Raw genomic sequence first — 24,931 nt, forward strand, 5'->3', positions numbered from 1 at the left:
ACTGCTCTTTACCGAAACCTTGGTATGGAAACAGTTCCCAGCGTTCTAGGCAATCTGCAAAAGCCAGCGCAGCATCACCGTGCGTACCTGGAACTGGAAACACGGTCGTTGCTCCTGCGTGGCATACCAGAAGGTTTCGCGGGTACCGCCTTCGCCGCCTAGCAGAACTACGGCCTCAGCGTACTTGAGGGCTTCGACCCACTCCCGCACACCGGCTGGCACGGCAATAATGTGTCCGCCCCGAAAGTCTGGGTAGTCGGCACCCGGCGGATAAACGACCGGCCGGCTAGTGCTAACTACTTGAATAAGGTAATCGGCAAGGGGCAGCCCTTGGGCTGCCAGTACCTGAGCGAAGCCACGGGCTGCTAGGTAATCAACGCCTGGCCAGCCGCCCACCACTAAGCCGTAGCCCTGCTTGGCCAACTCGCGCCCGACCGCCTCTGCCAGCAGCGCTACCGGTGTGGGTAACGCCTTCTGCCGACCTGTACCGGCTACCATTATCGGCCTTGGTTAAAAGTTTGGTACAAAGGTTAAACGACCGAGGATTCAATGGACATGTCCACGCACCCTACTGCGCGGCGGTAGGAGCCAGAAAGGTACCTTTCAGCGCCGAGCTTACTGCTAGTAAATATTGCCCAAGTGACAGGCGTTGGGCCTACCACTCGCCTAAGAAGCTGTTTAAGTTAGCGAGTAGCTTTGAGGATGCAACAGAAGCGTTACAGTTCAGATCTGACGGAACGACAGTGGGCAAAGCTGGTGCCGTTGTTCGTGGTCCAGCGCACAAGCAAATGGCCGTTGCAGGCGATAGTGAACGGCATTTTCTACATGCTCAAGAACGGGTGCGTGTGGCGCGACGTGCCAGCGTACTTCCCCCCTGGCCCACGGTGTACTACTATTTCACGAAGTGGACCGCAGATGGCACCTGGCAGCGCGTCAGTGGCTGTTTAACGGTGGAAGCACGCGAGCGGGCAAAAAAAACGCCCCGCCCACAGCGGCTATCCTCGACAGCCAAAGCGTGAAGAACACGGCCACTAGCACCCGTTGTGTGGGCTATGACGCGGGCAAGCGCATCAAGGGTCGCAAGCGCTTTTTCCTCGTGGACACCTTAGGCAACCTGCTCGCCTGCTGCGTAGTAGCGGCCCACTGCCACGACGGAGCCACCGCGACCCGCCTCTGGGACGCCTTGACACTGAACAACGAACTGCTCGACCGGCTGCAGACCGTGTTTGTGGACGGCGGCTTCGGCCGCCGCTTCCGCCAGCACCTGGCAAGCCGGGGCCTGCAGGCACAGGTGCCCATGGGCGTGGTGGCCGACAAGGGCCGCTTTTTTATCCATGCCAAGCGCTGGGTGGTGGAACGCAGCATTGCCTGGGCTGGCACCAACCGCCGATTAGCTAAAGACTACGAACGAAAAACCCAGCATGCCAACGCCTGGCTCTACCTAGCCAACATCCGACGATTCTCCAAGCTAACTTAAACAGCTTCTAAGAGCCTATCCGGAAAGTTGTCTGCGAGAAAAAAGGCCGTCATGCTCCATATGGCGTCCGCTTGCCGAAGCATCCCTACCGCTTCGTTGAATACTATCGAACGAAGCGGTAGAGATGCTTCGGCAAGCTCAGCATGACGTTCTGGACTTTCCGGATAGGTTCTTAGAACGACAACGAAGTGGAAGAGATATATGGTCGTCAAGCTTACTTGCTCTTCTCGTTTGCCGAAGCGGCGGTGGAGCCCAGCCTAGCAGTGTATCACAATTGTTCCTCTGTCGGTGATTAATGAAGGATGACCTGCAACTGGTCCTCAGTCAATCCAGTCTGGTTAGCTAGTCGCTTCTGCAGGACAGATTCAGACGTACTGCTGAAGGCTGATTTGAATTCGCCCAGGCTTGCCTCATCTTTGGGCAGAAACGATGCGGCGTTGCTCCGAGCATTGCCCTGGAATTTTTCAACTATTGGCTGCATAAGGGCATCGTACTGCTGGCAGGCCAATGCCATATTATCCGGTGATTGGCCAATGAAATGGGCCAGGGCTTTGGCCCCGTAGATGGACAGAGAGGCTCCCATACCCGACAGCGCAGTTGGGCAATACCCCGCATCCCCTAGCAAGACCATACCGTCGTTCACCAAGCTTGGCGCCCGGACCATCCCCATTTTATCGGCATAAAACCGGTCACTTTGCAGGAATTCTGCCAGCAAGTGCTGCACTTCGGGCTGGTAGCCATTTACCTTTTCCTGCAGCAGACGACGCGAAATAGAGCGGTAATCACCCTCCTCATCCATGCAGCGAACGTAGCATTGAATGGCCACCTCCTCCCGACTGATGGGGTAAATAGACAGCATGGAGTCCACAGTAATAATCGTGTTGAAGGAGCCCACTTGGTAGGAATGAGCTTTTTTTATTCTGCCGCCTACATAGAAGACGTTAAAATCCTCCAGGTAGCTGTTTTTAAAGTAGGTGCCTCTGGTGGCGGAACGTAACCCTTCGGCAACGATAAGCAAGTCGGCTTCAAGGGCTTGGTGATTGGAAAGGATAACCCGTACCAGCGAGCCTTCGCGCTGAACCTGTTCGACGGTGGTGCCAAATACCAGGTTATCCTGCTTCTTAATGGAATCGTATAGCACCTGATGAAGTCCTCCCCGGGTTAGCAGAATGGAGGGGGTCGTGTTCTCAGCTAGCTCCTGGTAGCTATTATGACTAATCAGGCTTCCTGCTGCATCCACAAAGTCCATACATTCAGCCGGTATCGAGGCATCCTGGAGCGCTGGCGCAAGCCCGAGCTGCTCCAGGATGGTGACCCCAAAACTTTTCAAGGAAAGCAGGAAGCCGGCCGGGGTAAATTCGAGTGCCCGGTCGATGACCGTTACTTCATGGCCCATGCGCTGCAGCAGCATGGCTGCGGTTAAACCAGCTATTCCGCCGCCAGAAATGATTATTCGCTTTTTCATGGTTGTCGTGTTGGGTTGGGGGTAGTTTTCAACACGACAAATTTATTTGCAGCTTTACGGGTAAAATAGCCGTTTAACTACTAATAATAGTCCTTAAAATGGCAGTTACTCCGAAGGAGCAGTTGTTGCAGCTAGCGGCTAAACTGGGTGTGCCGATGGCGGCCCATGCGGGCGAAGTAGCTCCCCTGCACCTGCACCACATCAAAATAGTCGACTTGCTGCCACAGATGCTGGTCATGGTCCGTTCCTTGGTCGCGCAGGAAACCATCTCTTTTCAGCGCGAGCCCATCACGGCGGTAGGGCAGGGCTTATTGATTTCCTTTCAAAACGCGTTCGACGACGGGCAGGAGGGAACTGCAGAGTTGAGACAGGAGCCGCCCCATGTGCGCGTGATGCCCCTGCACCTGGCGAGCGAAGTCAGCTTTCCGAAACATTCTCATAGCAAGCAGGTCACCATTCTCATCGAGGCCACCTATTTACAGGAGTTACTGGGTAACGAGCGGCACAAATTCGAGTACCTCTTTGACGCGGCGCGCACCTTCTGGATTGAAGACTTCCTGTCCCCGGCCATTAGTTCGCTGGTCGATGAACTGGTCAACGCTACGGGGCAGGTGAGTCTACCGGACTTTTACTACCGCCTGAAATCCGTAGCGCTGCTCTATCATTTGTTTGATAACCTTTCGCGGCGCGCGTCAGGCGCGCCAAAGCAGCTGAGTGCCCCCGAGATTGAAGCCATTTACCGGGTCCGAAACGCCATGGCCGCCTCACTAACGGAGCCATTGCCGACCGAGGAACTACTCAACTTAAGCGGGATGAATGAGTTGAAGCTACGCAAGCTGTTCACGCAAGTGTTCGGCAAGGGACTATATGACTACTACCAACACCTTCGGATGCAGGAAGCAGCGCGGCTACTTAAAGAAGAGCGGTTATCCGTGTCCGAAACGGGCTACCGCCTTGGGTTCAGTAATTTGAGTTATTTCGGAAGGTTATTTGAAGCACACGTTGGGATGAAACCTAAGAAATGGAGTAGGATACCGTAGCCTTTGGTACTGAGTCTGCTCCTCGCTAGTGCCCGAGGCTTGGTTCACGCATTCTTCGACGATGGCGAAGCCGAGGCGCTGGGCCTAGTCGCGCAAGGGCTGCAACTTCGTCTCGGCCTTCTTATAGCAGCTTAAAGCAAGTTTTCCCGTTGCTATGAAATGGCCATTGGCCACGAGTAAAAGATAGGCACCACTTACAGCAACTCACTTTTGCGGATGCGACTCAGCAACTGCGGCGTTATATGCAAATAAGACGCGATGTAGTGTTGAGGGATGATCAGCAGCAAGTCCGGGTAGCGCTTGACAAACTCTTGGTATTTTTGCTTGGCGGTGCCGAAATGCAGAAAATCGTTGTCCTTGATTTTATTGAGCAGAGTTGCTTCCGTTAGAATTGTCCACTGACGGCTCGGCTGCCCACGCACTGGGGACATCTATTGCCTTTCGTATGTCTCCGAAACCAACCGTTCTGCTGCTGCTAAGTGCCGTTGCCAGCCTAGCAGCCTGCACCCCTCCTTACCACCCTCCCCAAGACAGGGTGGAGTGGCACCTCATGAACCACACAGGGGATACTCTGCTGCTGACCGTGCGCTACCGCTTGGACTCGGCGGTCGTGTCTGCGTCCGACGTGCCCCGCTTGCGCCAAGCCCAAACCGCCGACTCGCTGGGGCTCCCACACCTGCGAATCGGCGGCCATCAACCGCTCGACCACCTGGCTCGCCACCAAGGCCACTGGTACTGGGTGCGCAACGCATACGCGACGGCCCTGCCGTATTGGAGTGACGCGTCGGGTAACCTGCACCCGGCCGCGACGAACCGCACGGCAGGCGTCATCACCTACAAGCTGGTGCCCGGCGGCGGGCACGAAGTGGCAGCACAACTTTGCCAGCCCTCTTGCGACACGCTGCCCCTCGCTCCCGCCTCTGGTCAGCCTACGCCTTCAATAAGACCGGGCCCAACGGGCCTTGCCTATTGGAACCGAACTAAATAAGCTGTTTCAGGCGCAGTTTAGCTTTTGGCACGTCTGGCTGGAATGGGGGACTACTACTTACCGCTACGAGTTGTGCATAGGTCCCGGCCTTGTCCTCGACGATAATTAACTGGCGCCGCCTACTACGTCTGAGCCCACAAAGCCAAGATTGGCCGTTTAACTTTTGTACCAAACCTTTAACCAAGGCCATTATCCAACGCAAGACAGCCATCGGGAGTAAAAAAGATGATATAGATGTGCCGAGTTTTGGGGCTTCAGGAAGCGCTGCTAGTTGTGCTACAAGCCAAATATTTTCTTTGTATTTAGTTCAATGATTTTAGCTCCGTTTCGCTTGGCTTGTGTCAACATATCCCGTGTCCCACCCGGGCCATTTTCTGCTTTCTCGCCGTCCCAAAGCGCAATTAAGGTAAGCCAGGGCATTGTAGAGTGTCCAAAGATTATTGCGCTGCCAGATTCCATAGTTGGGCTTGTGCTGCAGCCAGCGTGGCAGAGTATCGGATGGACATAACTCGCGCCGCGGTAGTTGGTCATACAGGACGTTGAAACGGTCCACCCAATCGGGGCCGCCGTCCTGCACCGATGCAGCCATGTACTCTTCGCACGGCATGGCCAGATACAGCGTGGTTTCAAGGCCCAGTTCGGCGCAGATCTCGTGAAAGAGGATGTCGCCCCCGTTAGCGCCCCCCAGCAATGCCTACAACTGGCTTCTGCACGCGGGCCACTTCGCGGCAGATAGCGTCCTTTATTGCCTGCCGCGCTTCCGCCACCTTATTAGCTGGGAAACGCGACGCGGCGCGGCCGGGTGCATCTAGGCGGTCTCCCGTGAATAGCAGCGTATGCGGCGGTTTGCTCTGCCACGACGAAACCACTTGCAGTGCTGCCGCCACGTTGGCTGGCATAACTGCTAATTGCTTATATAAGGTTAATTGCCGAAACACAGCCTCGCGGTCGACGTCGTGCGCACTGGCTAAGGCTTTGCGGTACTGGCTGGCCACAAACGCTGGACTACCTGAAGTAAGACAAGCCAGGTCGGCTAGGGTAATGCCTAGCCATACGTCATCCTTACCCGCACGCTGCCGCCGGGCCTCGGCCGCTTCAAGCGACATTGCGACGCTGCCCCGCAACTTCACTAACTCGTCTTTGCGTCTGGCCAATTGCCGCACCCCTTCTTCTGAATCCTGAAAGTTTTCGTTCCAAACTTCCGGTGATGCATCGGCTAGTGCTATCTGCGTAACTAGCAGGCTTAATGCGTTGATGCCCGAGTAGTAGTGGTTTAAATCCTGCTGAAACCCCAGCAGGTAGTTTGTATAGGACTCGGCTAGGAAAGGAGAGCGAAGAGCTTCTTCCTGGCGTTGCGCGGCGGCGACGGTTTCCCACGCGGCTTTCCAGCGCTCTTTGTCGTTGCGGCCCATCAGGGCGTACACTTCGGCTTGCCTCCACGGTGTAGTGGCGCTATTTTCCACTACACGGCGGAGGACGAGGTCGGAATCGGCAAGCTTGCCTAAGCGTTGATAAATGGTGCCTAGCCACAGGTTAGCTTCCAGATCGTCGAGGGCGTCATCGTGCACGGCTTCCCAAGTTTCGCAGGCGTCGGCGTAGGCGTTCTTGCGGAACTGAGCTTTTCCCACCACGCGGTAGCCCTCCATCTGCCATGGAAAGCCCACCGCCTCGGTTTGTAGCAGTTTCAAGTCGCCCCATTGATATCGGGGCGTGGACTCCAGCAGACCAAGAAGCAGGGCGACAACCTTACCATCTTGGCCAGTATCGACGGCGGCACGGCGGCCTCGGAAATCACCTGCGCTATCCTACTGGTTGGCAAAGAAGTTAAGAATGAAAACGGCCGGGTGTCGACGCGCAGGCCGTGCCGGTGTATGTAATCGGTGAATAGCCTTACCACCGACAGAAAGCATGAAGCCCAATCTAAGTATGATTGGGCTTCATGCTTTTTCTACTTATGGAATTTACAATCCCGTAGCCAATAGTTTGAAGGCAGATTCTAAAGAGCAGTAGGTAGGAACTGAGAAAACACTTCGATTTAAGGTCCAAGAAATGTGTTTGCAGAAACCTTTCCTAGAAATGACCATCAAACTGACTTTCCAGTAACCTACAAGGCGGGTGGTTAAGTCGTCTGAGAAGCAGTAGTTTTGAAAATTGTGAGGTGTTCGGGTAAATGTGGACATAATAGGTTATTGTCTTTCGAATATCATGAAAGACAGTTCCTAACACAATAGATTTCAGCTTTACGATGCCGCCTTACGGGCCGAAGCCCTGCTCCTAGTCACTGAAAGCCGCGCAGCCCATACACTAAATATCGAGCTCAAGAGCCTCTATGAAGTGCCAAACGAAAATACTCAAACCGGTGCCTGCTTCTAGTAGTACGGAACTGGATCCAGCCACTGCAGCCGAGTTGCGGGCCACCAATTGGCGGCAAGGCCTAGGAGTTAGGAATTTAAAAATCTGGAGTCTAAAAACCGTTCAGCTATTCTAATGAAAATAAACTTGTTTTACTCGTGGCAGGTAACCACCCTTGAGAAGTACAATAAAGACTTTATTCACACCTGCTTGCTTGAAGCCACCGGTCAGCTGAAGGAAACTCCTGAATTCAGCGGGATTGATTTCACGATAATAGACAGTGTGCGCGAGGAGCCGGGTTCGCCGCCTGTATCGGGCACGATAGCCGACCGACTGATTCCAACCTGCGACATTTTTATTGCGGATTTTTCTGTAGGCAACTTCTTAGCCCCAGAAATACGGGAACAGGTGGAGAAGCTGACGGGGAAAAAGCACAAGCCCTTCCTGAACAACAATGTGCTTTGGGAAAATGGTATAGCATACCGGTCGTTGGGGCCGGAGCGAATCATCTGCCTGCTGAATAAAACATATGGATCACCGACAATAGAACCTGAGAATCTTCCGTTCGACGTAAGGCACCTGCGATTTCCCATCGAATACGAGTACTCGGCTGACAACGAAGAACAGTTGGCGGCGATTCAGGCGGCGCTGGTAGCGGAGCTGTTCCGGACGATTAGACTGACGACGCTGTACGCGCTGCAACACCGAAAAAGCCTTTATGCGCCGCTGGTAGGCTGGCAGCAGTGGGAAGAGCAAATTGACCCAACCGTGGGATTTTACCGCAACGAGGCCATCGACCTGCTCGACCAGCAGTTGAAGCAGGCCATTCAGGCCGGCGCTAGCAGCATCCGGCTGCTGGGCCTTTCAGGCCTAGGTAAGACGCGCATCCTGCTAGAGTTGTTCCGACCGGCTCTGCCCTCATCGGAGCCGACGGTCACCTTCAGTAGCCGGGTGCTATATTTAGACTGCAACCACCAGCCAGAGTCCGTCCATGCGGAGTTACGGGATAAGCTGGTGACGGGTGGCGAGGAGCGTATAGTGGTGCTGGACAACTGCCCAGCGGAAATTCACCGAGCCTGGCTGCCGGTGGTGCACAAGGCCCGCAACCAATTGTTTCTGATAACAATAGATTCCAACCCTGAGGAGTTTCACAAAAGCCGAATTGACGGAGTTGAGTACTTGATGCTCAGTAAATTCGACCTGAGCACGGTGGTGGACGAGCTGCTGGCGGCCGAAACCACCCTGGTAGGGCCGGAGAACGTTCCCAAAATTAAAGAGTTCGCGCAGGGCATTCCACTAATGGCCGTGCTGATTGTGAACGGATTGAAAAGCGGTGAGCAGTTTGTAGGCAAGCTTAATGACAAAGCCTTGCTCGACAAATTATTGGGGGTGAAGGGGCAGGATGTCCGCTGGCGGGTTATTCTACGCACATACGCTCTCTTCAGCTACCTGGGGGTAGAGGGCGAGCTGCGGTCGCAGGTGGAGTTCGTGGCTACCAACGAGGCCATCACCGCTCTGGACGGAAAGCCAGCCGTCCTGCTGCGCGAGTTTGACGAGGTGCGGGTGCACTATCTGAAGCGGGAGATTTTCGAGCAGCGCGGCCGCCTAGTGGGCCTGCGCCCGTTCCCACTCGCTCTGTACTTGGCGCAGGAGTGGCTGGAGGTTTGCCCGTCGGCGCAGTTGGCCCAAGTGCTGGACGAACTGGGCAGACGGCCCGAACCCGATGGCCGGCAACTGACCGCTGCATTGGCCGAGCAAATGCGGCACTTGGGCTACGACGATCGGGCCCTAGTGATTGTAGAAAAGCTGGTGGGGCCGGGCGGCCCTTTTGATAATGCGAAAGTGCTCAATACCGAGCCGGGTTCACGCCTCTTTCGCTCGTTCGTGGAAGTGAACCCTATAGCAGTGGCCGATAACCTATGGCGGCAGCTTGCTGCCGTTCCCAAGGCAGAGTTGTTGGCCCTAGACAAAGGCCGCCGCAACTTGGTCTGGGTGCTGGAGAAGCTGTGCTTTGACCGCCGCACCTTTGCCATTGGCAGCCGGCTGCTCTACACGTTTGCCATAGCAGAGAACGAAACGTGGGCCAACAACGCGACCGGCCAGCTGCTCCAATTATTTGGCATCTTACTGGCGGGCACTGAGGCAAACCTGACCGAGCGCTGGCAGGTAATCGAGTGGGGCCTAGCTCGGCAGCAGGAAGAATATGACGCGCTGGCGTTGCGGGCCATGCGTGCAGGTCTGGCCTTCGGTCACTTCAGTCGCTTCAACGGGGCCGAAACCCAGGGCGGCAAAACACTGGTGGACTACGAGCCGGAAGAAGTGGAAATTACCCAATACTGGACGCGCATCATCGAGCAACTGCAGGACTTTGCTATACATAAGCCGGCCTACGCAGAACAAGCTAGCCGCATCCTGCTTGATAGCCTGCGCGGTATCTGCCGGGCTGGGCGTGCGCACCTGCTGCTGCCTACGCTGGAACTGCTGGCAGGCCAGCGGCACTTCGACTGGCCGGAGGCACTCAGGGCACTACAGCAGACACGCCGGTTTGAGCAGGCCACTCTACCAGCCGCCGACCTAGCCAGCCTCGACCGCCTATTACACCAGTTGGATAAGTCGCATGCCAGCTTCCTGAATAGCTACCTTGGCCTGCAAACGGCCATCTATTTGTCGGAGGAGGAAAACCCAGGGGCCCGGCACCGCGAACAGATAATCCGGTTGGCCAACGAGTTTATCAACCAGGGGCTGGACTGGGCTGGGAACCTGCCGGCACTCTACCAGCAGCCGCAGCCCTACTCCTACTATTTTGGTCAGCGCCTGTATCAATTGACGCGGACGGATGAGACACTGGTGGAGAAATTCGTAGCGCTGTCGTTGGCCAGCCTGCGTGGAGAGGAACCGGCCCGGCGCGACCGAGCGCTATTGGCCGGCTTTTTGGCCGAAGCCCCCCACCCATTCAGATCCGCCTTCTACCAGCGCCTGCTGAACGATGCTGAACTGCGCTGCCAACTGTTTTACTTCGTGGCGACCGACGCGGCAGGCAAGCAGTACCTGCCGCTCCTGCACCAGTTGGTGACGGCAGGCAGTTGCTCGGTAGGCGAATTTGCGGCGCTCAAGTACAGCGACTGGCTGGAGCAACTCCCGGCCAGCCAGCTTACCGAGCTGGCGGAACAGCTGTTCGTCTATGAGAAGGAAGGGTATGCTCTCGTGCTGGATGTATATTTCAGCTTAGCCTACCGCCACGAGGAGTTGCGTCCGGCGCTGCTGCCCGTGCTGGAAACGAGCGTATGCGGCCTCGGTATCGCCCCGGTGATAGCCGGCCGCCACGAGGCCTACCAGGGGATGCTGGCCATTAGCTGGCTGCTACAGGATGGCATCCGTCACAAATTCGCCCAAGCCGTTAACCGGGCCTTTATCGCGGCCATCTCTTTGGAAAACTCTTATCACTTGGATAACAACGTGCAGCGCATTTACGAACTGTTGCTGCAAAAGCACTTCACCGCAGTCTGGCCGGAACTAGGGGCGGCCCTACTAGGGCAGCAGGAGGAATACATCAAGTTCTACGGACTGAAGCACATTCTGGGCTCCGGTATCGGGCGGACCAGTCGCAGCGTTGGAGTGCTGATGGCGGGTGATATGAAGGCGATTTTTGCTTGGTGCCGGGCTAACCAGCCCCTAGCCCCCGCCCGACTAGCAGAGCTTGTCCCTGTCTTCGCTGACCAAGAGTACTCGGGGCCATCCTACAGCCACCCAGCCGAGCCGGAAATTGAAACCGAGGCGAAGCAGCCGCGCCTGAAGGACTGGCATCCTGCAGCGAGGCGGCTGCTTGACGAGTTTGGCGAGTTGCCCGGAGTGCTCAGTGGTCTGAGCATAAACCTGGGCAATTATTCCTGGACTGGCTCGCTAGTGCCGCTGCTCAAGGCCCGGCACCGGCTTTTCCACGCCTTGCTGGACCATCCGTTGCAGGCTGTAGCTGCCTGGGCGCGGCTCAATGTGCAGCAGCTAGCAGTTGAAATAGCAGGCGAGCAAACACGGGACGATGAACCATATTATTAGCACCGAGCGCGTACATGGTATGCCCGCTCGGGCTGTTGCTGACCAGTGAGCGGCTTGGGGCAAGACTACATATAGTGGCTGTACCTAATCTGCGGCGGCACGTTCTCCGGCAGGTACTTCATCACGTCGCCCACCTTGCGGGCACACTCAATGGTCACCGGCCATTTACGGTCAAACTGCGTATTGTTCCAATTCATCTTGGTGAGGGCCAATACTTCTTCGCAAATAGTTAGCGCGTTCTCATCGTTGCGAAACAGGCGCACCAGAATGGGGCTAGGGACGTACGCGCCAGGGTATGTCCGGAAGTATTCTACCGAGCCACGGGTGTAAAGCAAGTAGTTGCGGGCATCCAATTCCACGCACGTCCCGCGCAGGGGTGGATACTGGTGTTTACGCATAAGCTTGACGTCGGTCGGCATTAGCGTGACCATGTCGAGATTGTCAATCTTGAACTCCGAAGCTGCCCGTGTGAAGCCGGCAGCTTCGGCAGGCTTGAAGTTGGAGGTCTTGTGAAGCACAAGCCGGCTTGGTGTGATGCCCATTGCCTGGCGGTATTCTGTTAGGCTGGTCAGCAGAAGCTGATAGGCGGCTTCCGCATCTAAATGTGGTTGACGGTCGTCTTTGTCCAGTATGGCAGGCGTGCCGCGCAGGATTACTCCTTTACCAAACTCATTGAAGATTTGTGCGATGCTGGTCTGTAATTCTTTGCCATCGAGTGACTTGTAAAAGCTGATACCGGCGAAGCACACCGGTTTCAGGTACCGGCGGCTGAGGGCCCAGGGCGTACCACCTGCTTTATAGTACAGAGCCGTAAAGAAATTCCAGGCGATGGTGGCAGGGTCCTGCATTTCCCGCGTGGGCTTACCAATGCGGTCGCGCACTAGTTGCAAGGGAATGCCGTACTGCATCGCCCTTGCTTTCAGCAGGTGGCGAAAGTTCTTTTCTACTTCATTTTCCGGCTCTTCGTCAGCCTCATGGGGCTCTTTTTCGGTCTCTTCTGCACCTGCGGCTTGCACCCCGTTTTTCAAGGTGTCCTCATCGGCAGTGGTCCCGTTATTTTCTTCCGTTTCACCGCTTATAATCACTTGAATGTGCTTTTCTGGCAGAGCGCAAATAATAACATCAGCCCTCTTATTTTTGGCAATAAAAGCTATTTCCGTCAGGTATAAATTGACCAGATTTTCCAACAATTCGTTGTGAGTTGTAGTCGTCAGCGCTTGGTCAAAAACCGTGTTGGTAATTTTTCGGATGTACGTTTCGTCATATACCACCCGCGAAAAGAACGTGTTAGCGGCGTTAAAGCCCGGAAAAGGTGGAAACAGTGTGGGCTGATTTGACTTCTTTTCGGCCAGCGGCAGCGAGGCTACACGTAACCATTCTAGCACCTTGTCTACGCTCTCTCCCAGTCCTACCACCGCAACTTTGATGCTATCGGGCCGAATTTGGTCGAGGTCGTACACACCGGACTCCTTCATGCCTGCCTTAGGACATACGTGCAGGCTATTAGCAAAAATAAGTTCGGGTTCAGGCAAAAAGTGACTGGTCATGTATGGAACGACTAGAAATCAAATGTTAGGGCGCCAGTCTTTTCTGTTTCTGCTTTCCTGACTGGCAGCCAAAGTCGGTCGTCCAATAGGGGCAGGTCATCAAACTTTATGGCGGGGTCAAACTGCAAAAAAGGGTAAGGTAAAAAGCTGGGGTAGCTGGGCGAGAGATACCAAGCCCAGCAGCGCAGATTCTGGTAAAAGGCGCTGTTGTCCTCGAAGGATTTCTTGCCCGTTACGTAGTGCTCAGAAAACCGGCTTTTGCGGTAGCCATTCGTGGTGCAGATGTATGTAGGGTTTACGCAAGCGTACCAGATGCCTCCGAACAGCGAAAAGCTAACGTGCATGGCAAAATGGCGAAAGCAGACTATATGTGACTTCTCCTTATTCCATATCGAGCTGATCACTTCACGCTTTGCGTTCTTATTATTGCCCCAGTTGATGGAAACGTCGGCTACTACCAGCTTACCTCCAAAGTAAAACAAGTCTTCGCCGCCCATATATGCCACGTTTTGGCCAGCTAGCTTCTGGCGCAACGAACTTTTTAGCAGGTACTTTACTAAGTTCTCGCCGTCGAGGGTATCGGTTAGTTCAGTGGCGGCGATGGTTTCTATTGACCCCAGGTCTATGATTTTGCGGTAAGGATTGGTCAGATTCGATAGGTCAGTAAAAGTATAGAGCACGCCAGACTTGACTAGAAAGTCGAAGTGCTTTTCCTTAAAGGAATCACCCGTGGCGAACGATAGGGCACGGGCGGCCACGGTTTCTTCCCCAGTAGACCAGCGCAGCTTCCAAGTGGCAGCCCTTTGCGACTGCTCGATAATGTCCTTTCGGTCATAGCTAACCCTCGCGGCATAAATGCGGGTAGGAAAGCGCACCGGAATTAGGTTCGATAGTACCGTTTCACTGCGCTCTACCCGGTTGCGATTGAGCTTCTCTACCAAGGGACGCAAAGCCGCTTCTATGGCATCTTTCAATTCAAACGCGTTATTGACGGACTTCCAGAACCGACCCTCATCAAACTTGCCCACCCGGCTGGCAAATTCCTGTTGTTTTGCCTCCTGGTTTTTTAGGTAAGGCAGCGTAAAAACAATACGCGGCTTTTCCAACTCTACAGCTTTCAGGTATTCCCATTCCGTAGCCGACTTGCCGTTATACTCCCACCCATACGCCGCCCCCATGATAAGCACATAAATATCGGCGGCAGCTAGCTCCTCCATGCAGACCGCGAGCGAACTAGCATCCTGTGCCAGAAAAGTTTTCTCAAACATCCTAGGCACACACTGCGCCGCCACTATGGCCTGTTCAGCCGCAAAGCGCTCATTGTGCAAATCTTGTGTAGTTGAGCTAATGAAAACGCTGTATTTCATGCTGGAATTAAACGATTCTGGTCGAAACAGCAGTACTTATCATTCATGCGCCGCGTCGGTCCGAATACGTGGTGGCTAAAATGCAGGCTACCTCAGTACAGCGAAGTTAGCACAACCAGCTAGGTAGCTGTACTATGGGGCTACAAAGGCTGAAAATCAGCAATCAGCTCTGCACAATTACTGGCCATCGTCTCATCGCTCTGTTGCTGGTAGATTACTTCTGCCGCTCGCCAACTGCCGAGGGCGAACGGAATGTTGCCCGCATCCCGGTAAGCCATTCCTAGGTTGAAAAGGGTGAGCGCATAGCCTAGTGGAGAGTTGGTTGGCGTATAGACCGTCAGAGCCTGCTCAAAGGCGCTGATAGCCTGCGACAAGTATTCGAATTGGCCAGTTACACGGGCTAAGTCACAGTAAGTATTGCCTAAGTTGTTATGGGTTAAGGCGTAGGATTCTGGTTCTTCCTCCCTTGTTCTGAGCGCCAGTACCTGACCATATAACTCTAGCGCCCGCTCTAGATTCACGAGTTGATTAGTAATTTTAGAGAGCGACCGATAGGCTACCGCTAGGTTATGAAGCGTGGTAGCATAGTAGCGAGGCGTGGCGGTGGCACTGCGATATTCTAATGCCTGCTCATAAGCTCCGATGGCTCGTTCAATGTTGGCTTCAGGGGTTTCGTCTTTCGCTAGCTCATTATACGTGCTACCAAGGTTATTCTGAACAACAGCGTATTCAACTGGGTATGCATCAGGCACATATACGCGCAATGCTTCCTGAAAAGCAGCGAGGGCTAACGTCAGGTTTGCCTGTCTATCGTGCTGCTGAGCCAACTCGCTATAAGTAGTTCCCAGATTAACCTGGGTCAGGGCGTATGCACTAGGAGCTGCCTGTCGCGTACGGTACCGGATTGATTCGATGAAGGCAGCGATAGCTAACTCCAGGTTCGCACTGCGGTCGCGCAAATCTGCTAACGCGACGTAAGCAGTGCCTAGGTTATTCTGGGTATGCGCATAGTCCATTGGCGCAGTGATGGGGGTGCGGTACCTTAACGCCTCTTCATAAGCCGCGAAAGCGCGGGCCAGGTTACCGGGACGGTCTTCGATTTGCGAAAGCTCCTTAAATGAATTACCCAAGTTATCCTGAGTATTCGCATAGCCCAATGGGTTGTCAGTCACGGAGCCAACCCGAATGGATTCTTCCAGCGCACTGATGGCTAGCCGCAGGTACATCCCCGGTTGCTCAAGCTGCGCCCATCGCCAGTAGGCGGCCCCTAGGTTACTCTTAATGGCCGCATATTGCTGTGGCTCGTGGGTAGGAGAGCAGAAAGTTAGCCCCCGCTCGAATTTGGCTACGCTGGTCACCAACTTTTCTCGCTGGTCACCTAGGGGCTGCCGTAAATAATATCGCCCCCAGCAATTATCCAACTCGGCCACTAACTCATCTGGGGCATCAGCGGGCAGTGCCGCTTCCACCCGCTGCAGCCAGTCTAGCTCTTGGGTGAAGAGGCCCTGGTTATGCAGTGTTTCACCCGCAATTGCCACCAAGCCAAACGCATTACCAATACGGTTGGCCTGCAAAGCCCACCCGAAAGCAGATTCTAGGTTTTCTAGTTCGGCAGCTAGCTCGGCGTATCGCTGCTGGTCATTGAGCTTCAAGGTCAACTCACCATAGAAGCGGTAAAACTCTGGATAGATGCTGTCATCGGCCGTTACCGCCCGCAACACGAGAGAATCGAAAGAGTACCGCTGGCCATCGAAGCGCAGCAAGCTCCAAGCTCGTAGAGTTTCGAGCGGGTCTAGGTCTTGGTCGAGCAGGGCTGTGGCAGCAGAAAGTGTGAAGCCGCCTCGGCATACGACCAGCTTACGCAGCGCTGCTAAGGCCTCTGCGCCGTCAGGCTGGCGTGCCATTAACTCCAACGTGTGCTGGATTATCTCCTGTACTGCTACCTCAATTGAGCTACCCCTCAGAGTTGTCAGGCGGGTTACAACTTGGCTGGGCGGATATGTTTTCAATAGTGGGCTGGCCGCTGTCAGCAGGCGCGGGTTGTAATAAGCAGCCTCAGCAATTGCTGCCGCTTCGGTATCTAGCAGTGGCTGACGACTCGCATCGCGTGCTACTAGATTATATAGGATTTGGATGGATGCCTCTTGGTCGGGAGGCAGCAGAGTGTAGACCGAAAAATGACGCAGGCCTGGCACGTCGTGACGGCTGGTAAGGAGCACCGCCGTACCTCCACGGTCCGAGAGGTTATTCAGCCGCTCTAAGTAAGGCTGCGGATGCTGACAGTCCTCTGCATTGTCAAGCGCCAACAGCAGATTCACCTGCCCTAGTTGGTTCCACACAGCGCGCTCATCAGTGGCCGCCGACAGTTGCAGGTGCTCGCGCAGCAAGTCAGTCAAGGTGCCTAAGTCAGTAGTAGACTGTGCCACCGAGTCGGCCGCCGGAATCCGAAACCACACGATGCCGTCGGCAAAAGCAGTAGAAAGAGTAAATTCAAGGGCCAGCTTTGTTTTGCCTACCCCACCTGCCCCCGTCACGAGTACCCGTCGATCACTGATAAGACGCTGTTGTAGGGCAAGCAAGGCATCATCGCGCCCGATGAGTGGTAAAAACAGCTGCCACGCGGGCAGCTCACCAGCCACGCGCGTCGCGCGTCGTGTCGTGGGGTCATCAGGATTTAAGTCGCGGTTGGCCAAGATGGCTTGGGCCAACGAGGCTATTCCAGTTGAGAAGTTCTGGCTTAAGTCGGCGTACTGATAAATGAGCAGGCGGTAGCTGATGAGGGCCGGGGGCGTTTCAACCAATTGTGCTACGTACAGACGGTGCCCAGGCTGTTGCAGGACATAGCGCCACTCGGCGTGGCATTCTTCACTGCCCGCCGAAGCTGGAGACAGAAGAAACAGGCCATGGTCTCGTGTATCAATGGCCTGCTGAATTTGGGCATCGAAGGTCCCCCCTGCGCGCAACTCCTCCGTGCAAAGCCAGGCATCAATCCCCTGTACCTGCAACTCGGCGACAACCTGTTCTGCCAATGGCCGGTCAGCAAAGGAAAAACTAACGAAGAGGGTAGGTGGTGAGAGCATTGGCGAGAGAATTGTGACGAGCGTGGCGGACTAGCGGAAAAAGCACTGCCCCGCTAACGGTGAGCAGGAATAGCTGTGGTGCGCAAGGCACCGGCCGGTCCGGTCCGGTGGGTGTATCTACTTCGATTAGTATAATGCGCATCCAAGTGTAAATGGTGACCGGCCATCCTCTGGCTTGTTCTAGTGGAAGATGGCAACTAACTTGATGTACGGTCTGCTTGATGTGAGGTGTGATTGTTGGCTGCGACGGCATTACGCATTTTGCTTTTACTTGTTGATTCATAGCTCTTCAACACTGTGAAAATGGCTTTACGTTCTACTGTCGCAGCTGCTGTTGCCACCCCCCGTTGTATACATCGGTTTGGACCAGCATCGCCTTTTACCTGCGGGGAGGTCCCGCTGGCGAAAAGGCTTCCATAGCGCACGACGCGCCACAGCGTATCTACATTATCGGCCATCCAGATGGGGGTACCCTAAGCTTGTCGCTCCAAGACAATCTGTTGCTCGACTACCAAGAACCACTGATACACTACCGCACCCCCACGGTAGGGGGTAGTTCTGGGAGCCCAGTTTTCAACCAGCAGTGGCAGCTAATAGGTATTATGTCGTTGCACGGCCCGGCATGAGCATCCCGGTTCAGAACCCCTACCACCTGCTCACTTACGCTTGGGACCAGCTTTACGAGGCCGACGAGGTAGCCGTCACGGCCGAGCCCGCCGACTCGCTGCTGGACCTACTGGCGCGGGTACTAGTGCAGGGCACTACGCACGTGCTCAAGCGCGGCCTAGCCCGCGACTACGTGCCCGAAGTAGCGCTAACCGGGCGGCTGCGCAGCAAGCTGCCGCTTAGCGAGTCTATCCGACAGCAAACCCTGCTCACGGCCCGTGGCTGGTGCGCCTTCGATGAGCTGAGACACGACGTATCCGTAAACCGACTGCTTAAGTCCACCCTGCATTATCTGCTCACGGCCTAGGAACTGGATACGTCCTTACGCCGGGAAATCCGGGGGCTGTACATACGCCTGGCCGATGTGACCCCGGTGACGGTTCCTAATGTCCGGGTGTACGACCAAGTGGTGCTGCATCGGCACACGGTCCATTACCGCCTTCTGCTCAGCGTTTGTCAGCTAGTGAACGAGGTGGTATTGCTTACGCAGCAAGTTGGCGAGCGGTTATTTCACAATTTCACGGGCAACGACAAGCGCATGGCGGCCCTGTTAGAGCGGTTCGTGCGCAACTTCTACTGGCGGCGTCAAAAGAGCTATAAAGCGGGTTAAGAAACGCTAAAATGGGCGGTTAAACCGGCTACTGATGAAGCTAAGGCATTGCTGCCCATCATGCAAACTGATGTGTTGCTCACCAGCCCGACGCGCAAGCTTATTCTGGATTGCAAGTACTACCGCAAGGCCCTCAAGCAGAACTACAATCAGGAAAAGATTATATCTGCTCACCTCTACCAGCTCTTTGCGTATGTACAGCACGCCCAGCGTCAGGAGCCTACCCGCCAAGTGGACGGGCTGCTACTCTACCCCGTGGTAGATAGGAAGCTAAGGCACTCCTACCAACTCCTCGACACTGCCCATCGGCTCCGGGTCGCCACCGTGAACCTGGACCAGGGCTGGCAAGCGGTAGAAGCCGAGTTGCAGGGCCTGCTGGAGTGGTGAGTATTCATGAGTGCTTTTAGCCGTTTCAACATCATTAGGAAGTTACTTTACTAGTTTAACTTACTTGCTGTATGCCTACCAAAAAAACCGCGCCTTCTAAGAAATCTGCTGCTCCTGCTGCGACCAAGAAAGCAGCTCCGGTGAAGCGTGCCCCTAAAAATGCAGCGGTGGCCCGCACCGACATCTTTATCAGCTACAGCCAGCGCGACAAAGCCTGGATGGAACGGCTGAAAACGCACCTGAAACCGCTGGAGCGTGATTTTAAAATCAATGTTTGGGTAGATACCAAACTGCGGTCGGGGGATAAGTGGCGGGTGGAAATTGAAAGTGCACTTGCTAAAACACGGGTAGCTATTCTGCTCATCAGTTCCAATTTTCTGGCTTCGGACTTTATCAATTCTGATGAGCTACCCCCACTGCTGAAAGCTGCTGCTAAGGAAGGCACTATCATTTTGCCCTTGCTCTTGAGCACCAGCGCCTTTTCTCTGACGCCTCTCAGTGAGTTTCAGGCCGTAAATGGACCTGACCAACCTCTGGACTTGCTTTCAGAGGGGCAAGTCAACCAGACGCTGTTTCAAGTAGCGAAGCGGGTACACGAGATTTTCATGGCTCCAGCCAAGAAGGCTGTGGCAAGGCCGGTGGTTACGTCCACTGCCGTTGCAAAAAAGGCAACCACAAAGCCAGCGGTAGCCTCAGTCGAAGCGAATAAAAAGACGACCACTAGTGGACTCCCAAAAGCAGCTTCAGCAACGGCTGCACCCAAACGGGCAGCTGCTAGCGCATCCGGCACCCAGCAGGCTTTGCTGGTGAAACTCAGTGGGGAGTGGGGAGTCATACCTGTTCATCACGCCAAAATTGGGAAGCAGCTGGAAATGGCCTTGCGCCCGGCAACTCCTTCCCAAGTAGCGTTTCTAACCACCCTGCGTCAGTCCGGCGACGGCTTAGCTAGCGTGGTTTTCAGGTGGCACTCCTACCGCTGCACGCAACGAGACTTGCACGCCGTGACAGAAAACAACCGCGAGACGTGGCACCTCACCGCCGACACGCAGGAGCTCATTGCCCGCACGGAGGTAACCTATAGCAACCTCACGCCCGATATGCAGGCCCAAGCAAGAGCCGAGCTGCTCTTGTTGAACACGCAGCCCCCAGAACAAAGCCCGATGCGGTGGCTCTCCAATGGTGGATTCAACGATTTGGCAGCTTCACCGCTGCCCGCGCTTTTCCGGCAGGTTGGCAATTCTCCCACTCGCTTCAAACAAGTGGCTCCGTTGGTCCTTACTTGGTTTCTTCACTTCACCAATACGGTCCAGCACATTCTCCACCTCAGTCTAACGCTGAAGGGCCAGAGCGTTTCCATTGATTTTGAAGGTCAACGGGATGCTGGCCATCGTGATGCGCCAATCACAGTGCGGGTAAAGGGTATCTGTTCACTTGCTGGAGCTAACGAAAAGGCTGTTCTACTTGGGCCTATCCGATCCTATTGATTTTTAATTCTTAACTATTTAAAACAGAAAGAGACTTCCAAAGCCTTTCCGCACATTCTTAGTACCGACAAGTAAGGATTATCAGTACTAAGATGGGCTTTGAGTAAAGCTTCAAATCCTCATTCGCTCATCAGCTGCTGCAGCCGCCGTTCAATCTCATACTTGCGCTCATAGCCCGAGCCGGCGGGCAGGGTCCACTCTACGGCTTCTAAAAAATCGGGGTGTGCGAATAGCTCTAACAGCCGCTGCGTAATATCAACGCGTACAGCGGCGTCAGCGGCTGCCAGTTCGGTGACCAGTTCCAAGCGGTTATCTATGACGTGCACCAGATCCTCCAAATCCTGGCTCAAGCGTAGGTCAGCCCAGCCCCGGTCGCGCAGCGCAACGAGCTTAGTCGCGACAAAATAGACGGAACTTAGTACGCGAATTTCCAGCCCATTGGGCAACTGGTACGCGGTGGCCTGGGCAAATCCGGCGGGATACCAGGGGTTGCTAAAACCCAGGATTTCCGGCTCGGTGGGCATCACGTCCACGGTCAGGCCCTGATAATTCCACCGGCAAATCACGCCCGAGGCGATGTCGTTGATGAACCCCAGCGCCCGTAATTCCTCCTCCAAGACATCGTACGCCGTACGCGGGGCTATTTCCACAATGCAATCCACGTCTTCCGTCACGCGGGGCTCGGGCGGGGGCGTGGCACTGGTGCTATACAGATTCACCGTGGCTCCGCCAACGAAAACGACTCGCTCGCGCAGCGTACCCAGGGCGTGGGCCACGGCCATGAGTCGGGGCAAGTTGCGTGATTCAGCTGGCATGCAATAAATGATTATTGTCGGTAAGGGCGGCTTCCAATAGGTGCGCTGCTACCCGCCGTTCACGGGGCCGGCCCAGCCGCAAGGCATCTACCAGCGCCAGCAGTTCATACAGGCGGGCATCTTTCTGCACGGCTTCTACGACGCCTGGGTAGAGCGGCTCCACGGCGGCTCCCCAAGCCTCGCCCGCGGCATTGGGCCAGACGTAAGCCGGCTCCACGCCGAACGTTCTATCGAGTGGAGCCGCACTGGAGGCCGTCAGCGTACCGCGTACATGCGCTCCAGCATGCACGGCGAATACGTAGGGCAAGCCATGCAAGAGAAATTCCAGCACTGCCCGCGCGCGTGGCTGATGGATGCCAGGGTCCGGAGCTAACAGGCGGCTATAGCGACACCGGGCCAGTGCTTCCGATACTTCAGAAGCACTTAGCGATAGCTCACGGGCTAACTCTTTCCCTAACCAGACTCGCTGGCTGCCGCTGGCCACCAGCTTCAGTAACACAACGATATCCTGGGGCCGAAGCCCGTTGAACTTACGCATGATTCTTGATTTGCGAATTGCGAATATAACACATTGTCGTTCTGTGTCCCCCCGTCTGGCTGGGAGCGCACCTCACCCAGCAACCTTCCTTGGGCGGGCCGGCTGTCCGCCAAATGTTGTCCAGGATCAGAGTTTGTGGCTATAGAATATTCTCTGCATGATGTGCGGTAAATGCCCTTTATATAGCAGCGGGGGAGATAAACCTACTCTAAGCAGTGTCTCGTCCTAAAATGAGTTGACCATCAATTTCAGTCAGATGGAACACTTATTTTTGTTTCGCAAGCAGGCGCACGAGTTGAAAATGCGTCAGATGGTCGAGGAAATCACCTGCGGCCGCCACACGATTGAGTCAGCGATGAGCAAGTACCAGGTGCTCACCCGCTCAACCGTCACCAAGTGGCTGGAACGTGTCCGCCAGGAAGAGCAGGCTCGTACCCACGCCATGGAAGACAACCGAAAGAAGCCGCCTACCACCCTGGTCGAGCACGTCGTGCAGCATGCCGATGCGCTCACTGGGCAAGTCAAGCAGTTGCAACAACAGCTCGAGCAAGCCGAGTTGCAGGTGCTCTACTACAAAAACGTGATCCGGGTGGCCGAGCAGGAGCTGGGCCTAAGCATCGAAAAAAAGTCCGCTACCAAGTAGTCCAGCTCCTGCGAGTAAGCTGTCCGCACTTTTGCCTGCGGCGGATCAGCGGGGTACTTGGGTTTAGCCGGCAGGCCTATTATCAACACCAAACGCGTCAGTGGAGCAGCCAGGAGCGCGAGCAGTATATCCTGGACCAGGTCGCGCAACTGCGTCAAGAGCACGGCCGTATGGGTGGCCGTAAGCTCTACCACCTGCTGGAACAGGGCTTGCGCGAGCAGGGCATCAAAATGGGCCGAGATGCGCTGTTCTCGCTGCTGGCAGCGCATAACTTGCTGATTCGCAAGCGCCGCCGGAAAGCGTTAACGACCTTCTCGCGGCACCGTTTTCGCAAATACCCCAACCTGATCCGGGAGCTGACCCTGCTGCGGCCCAATCAGGTATGGGTGGCCGACATCACGTACTGGTTCACCCAGGCGGGCTGCCTGTACATCTCGTTGCTCACGGATGCCTACTCGCGGCGCATCATGGGCTTCGCCGTGGCCGAGACGCTGGCCACGGTGCATACGCGCCGCGCCTTGGAGATGGCCCTGCGGCAGATCAGCAAACGGGCGGGGCGGAACTTGATTCACCATAGTGACCGCGGCATTCAGTATTGCAGCCAGGAATACCAGGAAACCCTGGCCCCGTTTCACATCCAGGTGAGCATGACGGAGAACTCTGATCCGCTGGAAAATGCCATCGCCGAGCGCGTCAACGGTATTCTCAAGCAGGAATACCTCAGCCAGCAACCCGTGCACACGCTGCTAGAAGCCGAGCAGCATGTAGAACAAGCCGTGTTTCTCTACAACTACAAACGCCCCCACCTGAGCTGCGACATGCAGAGCCCGAACGAGGCCCACGGCAGTTGGGGGCCGTTGGAAAGACGATGGAAAAACTACTACAAACCACCCGCCCCTGTAAGCGCGAAATGAGCTATCTTAGGACTACCGAAAAAGTGGTCAACGTAGGGACGGACTAACTTCAAACGGTCAACTTATTTCAGGACGAGTCACAGTGTCTCGCCCGTCCCGCGAAACGGAGGTTTCTCAAGATGCCTAGCCCAGCTACTTGGTACCCCCAAAAGCTACTGCCGATTGTCCTATTGCTTGTTCTCACGAATCAACGACTAGCCGTCTTCGCGTTCCTTGACTTCTTGAGAAAAATAGCGCTGCTTATCCGACCAGGAGCAGATCCGTCAGCCGGGTAGTGTAGGCCGGGCTACGGTACTGAGAATTGCCTTGCCAGGGAGTGAGCTGGCCCGCTTGCGCTACTGCGGCCGCCGGGCGCACGGTACCCCGACCAAAGCGGTGGTTGAGCGTATCCATGCAGTGCATCAACTGCTGCACACGAGCATCGGGCACGGTGATGGTGGCGGTGGAAGCCGAGTCAAACAGCCTCAGCTGGAGCCCCCGGCCCGGCGGCTCCAGCCCGTCGAGCACGACGCCGGCTTTCACGTAGCGGCGATCCGGTTGATAAATCTTTTCCAGCAGCCGACGGCCGTAGGCCAGCAGCCGCAGCGTATCGTTGGTTGGACCACCGGGCAGCGTGAGCGTGGCCGAGCGGGTGTAGGGCGGCGGAACACTAGTGTCGTAGCGGTCCTGACTAACGAAGACCGTGAGCAGGTGGGCCTGGTCACCCTGGGCGCGCAGCTTTTCAGCCGCCCGACTCAGGTAGGTACTCACCGCCCCCCACAAGTCCTCGAAAGCGGTGAGCCGCTGGCCGAAGCTGCGCGAGCAGCTAATGCTCTGCCGGGCGAGAGTACCCTCTTCACTCGGCTGCAGTCCCTGGCAGGGCTGCCCGCGCAGCTCCTGCACGAGCCGCCAGCCAACGACCCCACCTAGGTATTTGCGGGCCCACACTTCCGAGACGTGACTTAGCTCCCACGCTGTGCGGATGCCGTGGGCCGTGAGCAGCTGCGCGTACTGGCGGCCGATGCCCCACACATCAGCGGCGGGCAGCGCGCAGGGCCCGCTCGCGGCGGCTGGCGGTGTCTAGGCGCAGGATGCCGTGCAGCTCGGGATACTTCTTGGCCAAGCGGTTGGCCACCTTGGCCAGGGTCTTGGTCGGGGCCATGCCCACGCAGGTGGGAATACCGGTGCAAGCCAGCACATCCCGGCGCAGGGCCTGGGCGCGGGTGTCGAGCGTGCCGTACCAGGTGGTCAGGCCCTGCAGATCCAGAAAGGCTTCGTCGATGCTGTAGACTTCCACGGCGGGGACCTGCTCGGCCAGGCGGGCCATGACGCGCCGGCTCATGTCCCCGTAGAGCGAGAGCGGGTAATTGGAGCTCAGGGCGTGGCCCTGGTGCTGGCGTAATAGCGCGCGGCACCCATGGGAATGCCGAGCTGCTTGGCCTCTAGGGAGCGGCTCACGACGTTATGGTCAGCCGGGGAATCGCTCCCCCGGCTGCCACTTCAGAACCGTGCGTGAGACTTTCACC

At 55.8% G+C, this 24,931-nt stretch carries 23 protein-coding genes; 12 read left to right on the forward strand and 11 right to left on the reverse strand.

Annotated features, from left to right (window positions below; genetic code table 11):
• Positions 1-45: 45 nt before the first annotated feature.
• Entirely contained in the window at positions 46-498 is a 453-nt protein-coding gene (locus J4D97_RS21040) for a hypothetical protein (protein ID WP_208309291.1), read from the reverse strand.
• A gap of 204 nt (positions 499-702) precedes the next feature.
• Here J4D97_RS21040 and J4D97_RS24050 point away from each other — a divergent pair, with 204 nt between their 5' ends.
• Entirely contained in the window at positions 703-948 is a 246-nt protein-coding gene (locus J4D97_RS24050; protein WP_208309292.1) for a transposase, read from the forward strand.
• A complete protein-coding gene (locus J4D97_RS21050; RefSeq protein ID WP_208309293.1) occupies positions 905-1,477 on the forward strand; it encodes a transposase in 573 nt (190 codons plus the stop codon). Before J4D97_RS24050 ends, J4D97_RS21050 begins: the two co-directional genes overlap by 44 nt.
• A gap of 292 nt (positions 1,478-1,769) precedes the next feature.
• Here the strand turns inward: J4D97_RS21050 and J4D97_RS21055 are convergent, their stop codons facing one another.
• Entirely contained in the window at positions 1,770-2,942 is a 1,173-nt protein-coding gene (locus tag J4D97_RS21055) for an FAD-dependent oxidoreductase (protein ID WP_208309294.1), read from the reverse strand.
• Positions 2,943-3,040: 98 nt separating this feature from the next.
• Here J4D97_RS21055 and J4D97_RS21060 point away from each other — a divergent pair, with 98 nt between their 5' ends.
• Entirely contained in the window at positions 3,041-3,982 is a 942-nt protein-coding gene (locus J4D97_RS21060; RefSeq protein WP_208309295.1) for a helix-turn-helix transcriptional regulator, read from the forward strand.
• A gap of 194 nt (positions 3,983-4,176) precedes the next feature.
• Here the strand turns inward: J4D97_RS21060 and J4D97_RS21065 are convergent, their stop codons facing one another.
• Complete coding sequence (locus J4D97_RS21065; RefSeq protein ID WP_208309296.1) at positions 4,177-4,413, reverse strand: hypothetical protein; 237 nt, start codon at positions 4,411-4,413, stop codon at positions 4,177-4,179.
• A gap of 14 nt (positions 4,414-4,427) precedes the next feature.
• On the opposite strand from J4D97_RS21065, the gene J4D97_RS21070 reads away from it, so the two are divergent.
• The gene (locus tag J4D97_RS21070; protein ID WP_208309297.1) at positions 4,428-4,970 is read left to right on the forward strand and encodes a hypothetical protein; all 543 of its coding nucleotides are present in this window, start codon (positions 4,428-4,430) and stop codon (positions 4,968-4,970) included.
• Between the two features lie 674 nt (positions 4,971-5,644).
• Here the strand turns inward: J4D97_RS21070 and J4D97_RS21075 are convergent.
• Positions 5,645-6,658: a tetratricopeptide repeat-containing protein gene (locus tag J4D97_RS21075; RefSeq protein ID WP_208309298.1), complete on the reverse strand. Its 1,014-nt coding sequence runs from the start codon at positions 6,656-6,658 to the stop codon at positions 5,645-5,647.
• Between the two features lie 799 nt (positions 6,659-7,457).
• On the opposite strand from J4D97_RS21075, the gene J4D97_RS21080 reads away from it, so the two are divergent.
• Positions 7,458-11,375, forward strand: a complete 3,918-nt coding sequence (locus tag J4D97_RS21080) for a hypothetical protein (RefSeq protein ID WP_208309299.1) — start codon at positions 7,458-7,460, stop codon at positions 11,373-11,375.
• 65 nt (positions 11,376-11,440) lie between these two features.
• Here J4D97_RS21080 and J4D97_RS21085 read toward each other — a convergent pair whose 3' ends face one another.
• The 3 genes from J4D97_RS21085 to J4D97_RS21095 form a co-directional block, all read right to left on the reverse strand.
• The gene (locus J4D97_RS21085; RefSeq protein ID WP_243900444.1) at positions 11,441-12,907 is read right to left on the reverse strand and encodes an argonaute/piwi family protein; all 1,467 of its coding nucleotides are present in this window, start codon (positions 12,905-12,907) and stop codon (positions 11,441-11,443) included.
• A gap of 26 nt (positions 12,908-12,933) precedes the next feature.
• Complete coding sequence (locus J4D97_RS21090; protein WP_208309301.1) at positions 12,934-14,289, reverse strand: DUF4062 domain-containing protein; 1,356 nt, start codon at positions 14,287-14,289, stop codon at positions 12,934-12,936.
• Between the two features lie 140 nt (positions 14,290-14,429).
• Positions 14,430-17,369, reverse strand: coding sequence for a toll/interleukin-1 receptor domain-containing protein (locus J4D97_RS21095; RefSeq protein WP_208309302.1), 2,940 nt, complete (start codon positions 17,367-17,369; stop codon positions 14,430-14,432).
• Between the two features lie 347 nt (positions 17,370-17,716).
• On the opposite strand from J4D97_RS21095, the gene J4D97_RS21100 reads away from it, so the two are divergent.
• The 5 genes from J4D97_RS21100 to J4D97_RS21120 all read left to right on the forward strand — a co-directional run bounded on the left by J4D97_RS21100 (position 17,717) and on the right by J4D97_RS21120 (position 20,516).
• Complete coding sequence (locus tag J4D97_RS21100) at positions 17,717-17,995, forward strand: S1 family peptidase (protein WP_208309303.1); 279 nt, start codon at positions 17,717-17,719, stop codon at positions 17,993-17,995.
• Positions 17,992-18,342 (forward strand): 5-methylcytosine restriction system specificity protein McrC, encoded by a 351-nt coding sequence (locus J4D97_RS21105; protein ID WP_208309304.1) that lies wholly within the window; start codon positions 17,992-17,994, stop codon positions 18,340-18,342. The genes J4D97_RS21100 and J4D97_RS21105 overlap by 4 nt, the downstream gene beginning before the upstream one ends.
• A 66-nt stretch (positions 18,343-18,408) precedes the next feature.
• A complete protein-coding gene (locus tag J4D97_RS21110) occupies positions 18,409-18,645 on the forward strand; it encodes a hypothetical protein (RefSeq protein ID WP_208309305.1) in 237 nt (78 codons plus the stop codon).
• Between the two features lie 60 nt (positions 18,646-18,705).
• A complete protein-coding gene (locus J4D97_RS21115) occupies positions 18,706-19,032 on the forward strand; it encodes a 5-methylcytosine restriction system specificity protein McrC (RefSeq protein WP_208309306.1) in 327 nt (108 codons plus the stop codon).
• Between the two features lie 71 nt (positions 19,033-19,103).
• Entirely contained in the window at positions 19,104-20,516 is a 1,413-nt protein-coding gene (locus J4D97_RS21120) for a toll/interleukin-1 receptor domain-containing protein (protein WP_208309307.1), read from the forward strand.
• Positions 20,517-20,635: 119 nt separating this feature from the next.
• On the opposite strand, the gene J4D97_RS21125 is transcribed toward J4D97_RS21120, so the two are convergent.
• The gene (locus J4D97_RS21125; RefSeq protein ID WP_208309308.1) at positions 20,636-21,331 is read right to left on the reverse strand and encodes a nucleotidyl transferase AbiEii/AbiGii toxin family protein; all 696 of its coding nucleotides are present in this window, start codon (positions 21,329-21,331) and stop codon (positions 20,636-20,638) included.
• A complete protein-coding gene (locus tag J4D97_RS21130) occupies positions 21,321-21,869 on the reverse strand; it encodes a hypothetical protein (protein ID WP_208309309.1) in 549 nt (182 codons plus the stop codon). Before J4D97_RS21130 ends, J4D97_RS21125 begins: the two co-directional genes overlap by 11 nt.
• 256 nt (positions 21,870-22,125) lie before the next feature.
• Here J4D97_RS21130 and J4D97_RS23645 point away from each other — a divergent pair, with 256 nt between their 5' ends.
• Complete coding sequence (locus tag J4D97_RS23645) at positions 22,126-22,512, forward strand: hypothetical protein (protein WP_243900445.1); 387 nt, start codon at positions 22,126-22,128, stop codon at positions 22,510-22,512.
• 8 nt (positions 22,513-22,520) lie between these two features.
• On the forward strand, positions 22,521-23,426 hold the full coding sequence (locus J4D97_RS21135) for an IS3 family transposase (RefSeq protein ID WP_243900449.1): 906 nt from the start codon (positions 22,521-22,523) through the stop codon (positions 23,424-23,426).
• A 240-nt stretch (positions 23,427-23,666) separates the two neighbouring features.
• Here J4D97_RS21135 and J4D97_RS21140 read toward each other — a convergent pair whose 3' ends face one another.
• Both J4D97_RS21140 and J4D97_RS21145 read right to left on the reverse strand, forming a co-directional pair.
• Positions 23,667-24,437 carry a DUF4113 domain-containing protein gene (locus J4D97_RS21140; protein WP_208309311.1) on the reverse strand — a complete coding sequence of 257 codons (771 nt, stop codon included), beginning with the start codon at positions 24,435-24,437 and terminating at the stop codon, positions 23,667-23,669.
• A 1-nt stretch (position 24,438) separates the two neighbouring features.
• On the reverse strand, positions 24,439-24,747 hold the full coding sequence (locus J4D97_RS21145) for a hypothetical protein (RefSeq protein ID WP_208309312.1): 309 nt from the start codon (positions 24,745-24,747) through the stop codon (positions 24,439-24,441).
• Positions 24,748-24,931: the final 184 nt, after the last annotated feature.

The sequence above is a fragment of the Hymenobacter defluvii genome, assembly GCF_017589435.1.
In the GTDB taxonomy this organism is placed as follows: Bacteria; Bacteroidota; Bacteroidia; order Cytophagales; family Hymenobacteraceae; genus Hymenobacter; species Hymenobacter profundi.

Bases quoted from the DNA above. Each gene is read 5' to 3' on its own strand.
- J4D97_RS21040 (WP_208309291.1), bottom strand. From the start codon at position 498: ATGGTAGCCGGTACAGGTCGGCAGAAGGCGTTACCCACACCGGTAGCG.
- J4D97_RS24050 (WP_208309292.1), top strand. From the start codon at position 703: ATGCAACAGAAGCGTTACAGTTCAGATCTGACGGAACGACAGTGGGCA.
- J4D97_RS21055 (WP_208309294.1), bottom strand. From the start codon at position 2,942: ATGAAAAAGCGAATAATCATTTCTGGCGGCGGAATAGCTGGTTTAACC.
- J4D97_RS21060 (WP_208309295.1), top strand. From the start codon at position 3,041: ATGGCAGTTACTCCGAAGGAGCAGTTGTTGCAGCTAGCGGCTAAACTG.
- J4D97_RS21065 (WP_208309296.1), bottom strand. From the start codon at position 4,413: ATGTCCCCAGTGCGTGGGCAGCCGAGCCGTCAGTGGACAATTCTAACG.
- J4D97_RS21070 (WP_208309297.1), top strand. From the start codon at position 4,428: ATGTCTCCGAAACCAACCGTTCTGCTGCTGCTAAGTGCCGTTGCCAGC.
- J4D97_RS21080 (WP_208309299.1), top strand. From the start codon at position 7,458: ATGAAAATAAACTTGTTTTACTCGTGGCAGGTAACCACCCTTGAGAAG.
- J4D97_RS21090 (WP_208309301.1), bottom strand. From the start codon at position 14,289: ATGAAATACAGCGTTTTCATTAGCTCAACTACACAAGATTTGCACAAT.
- J4D97_RS21095 (WP_208309302.1), bottom strand. From the start codon at position 17,369: ATGCTCTCACCACCTACCCTCTTCGTTAGTTTTTCCTTTGCTGACCGG.
- J4D97_RS21105 (WP_208309304.1), top strand. From the start codon at position 17,992: ATGAGCATCCCGGTTCAGAACCCCTACCACCTGCTCACTTACGCTTGG.
- J4D97_RS21115 (WP_208309306.1), top strand. From the start codon at position 18,706: ATGCAAACTGATGTGTTGCTCACCAGCCCGACGCGCAAGCTTATTCTG.
- J4D97_RS21120 (WP_208309307.1), top strand. From the start codon at position 19,104: ATGCCTACCAAAAAAACCGCGCCTTCTAAGAAATCTGCTGCTCCTGCT.
- J4D97_RS21125 (WP_208309308.1), bottom strand. From the start codon at position 21,331: ATGCCAGCTGAATCACGCAACTTGCCCCGACTCATGGCCGTGGCCCAC.
- J4D97_RS21130 (WP_208309309.1), bottom strand. From the start codon at position 21,869: ATGCGTAAGTTCAACGGGCTTCGGCCCCAGGATATCGTTGTGTTACTG.
- J4D97_RS23645 (WP_243900445.1), top strand. From the start codon at position 22,126: ATGGAACACTTATTTTTGTTTCGCAAGCAGGCGCACGAGTTGAAAATG.
- J4D97_RS21145 (WP_208309312.1), bottom strand. From the start codon at position 24,747: ATGAGCCGGCGCGTCATGGCCCGCCTGGCCGAGCAGGTCCCCGCCGTG.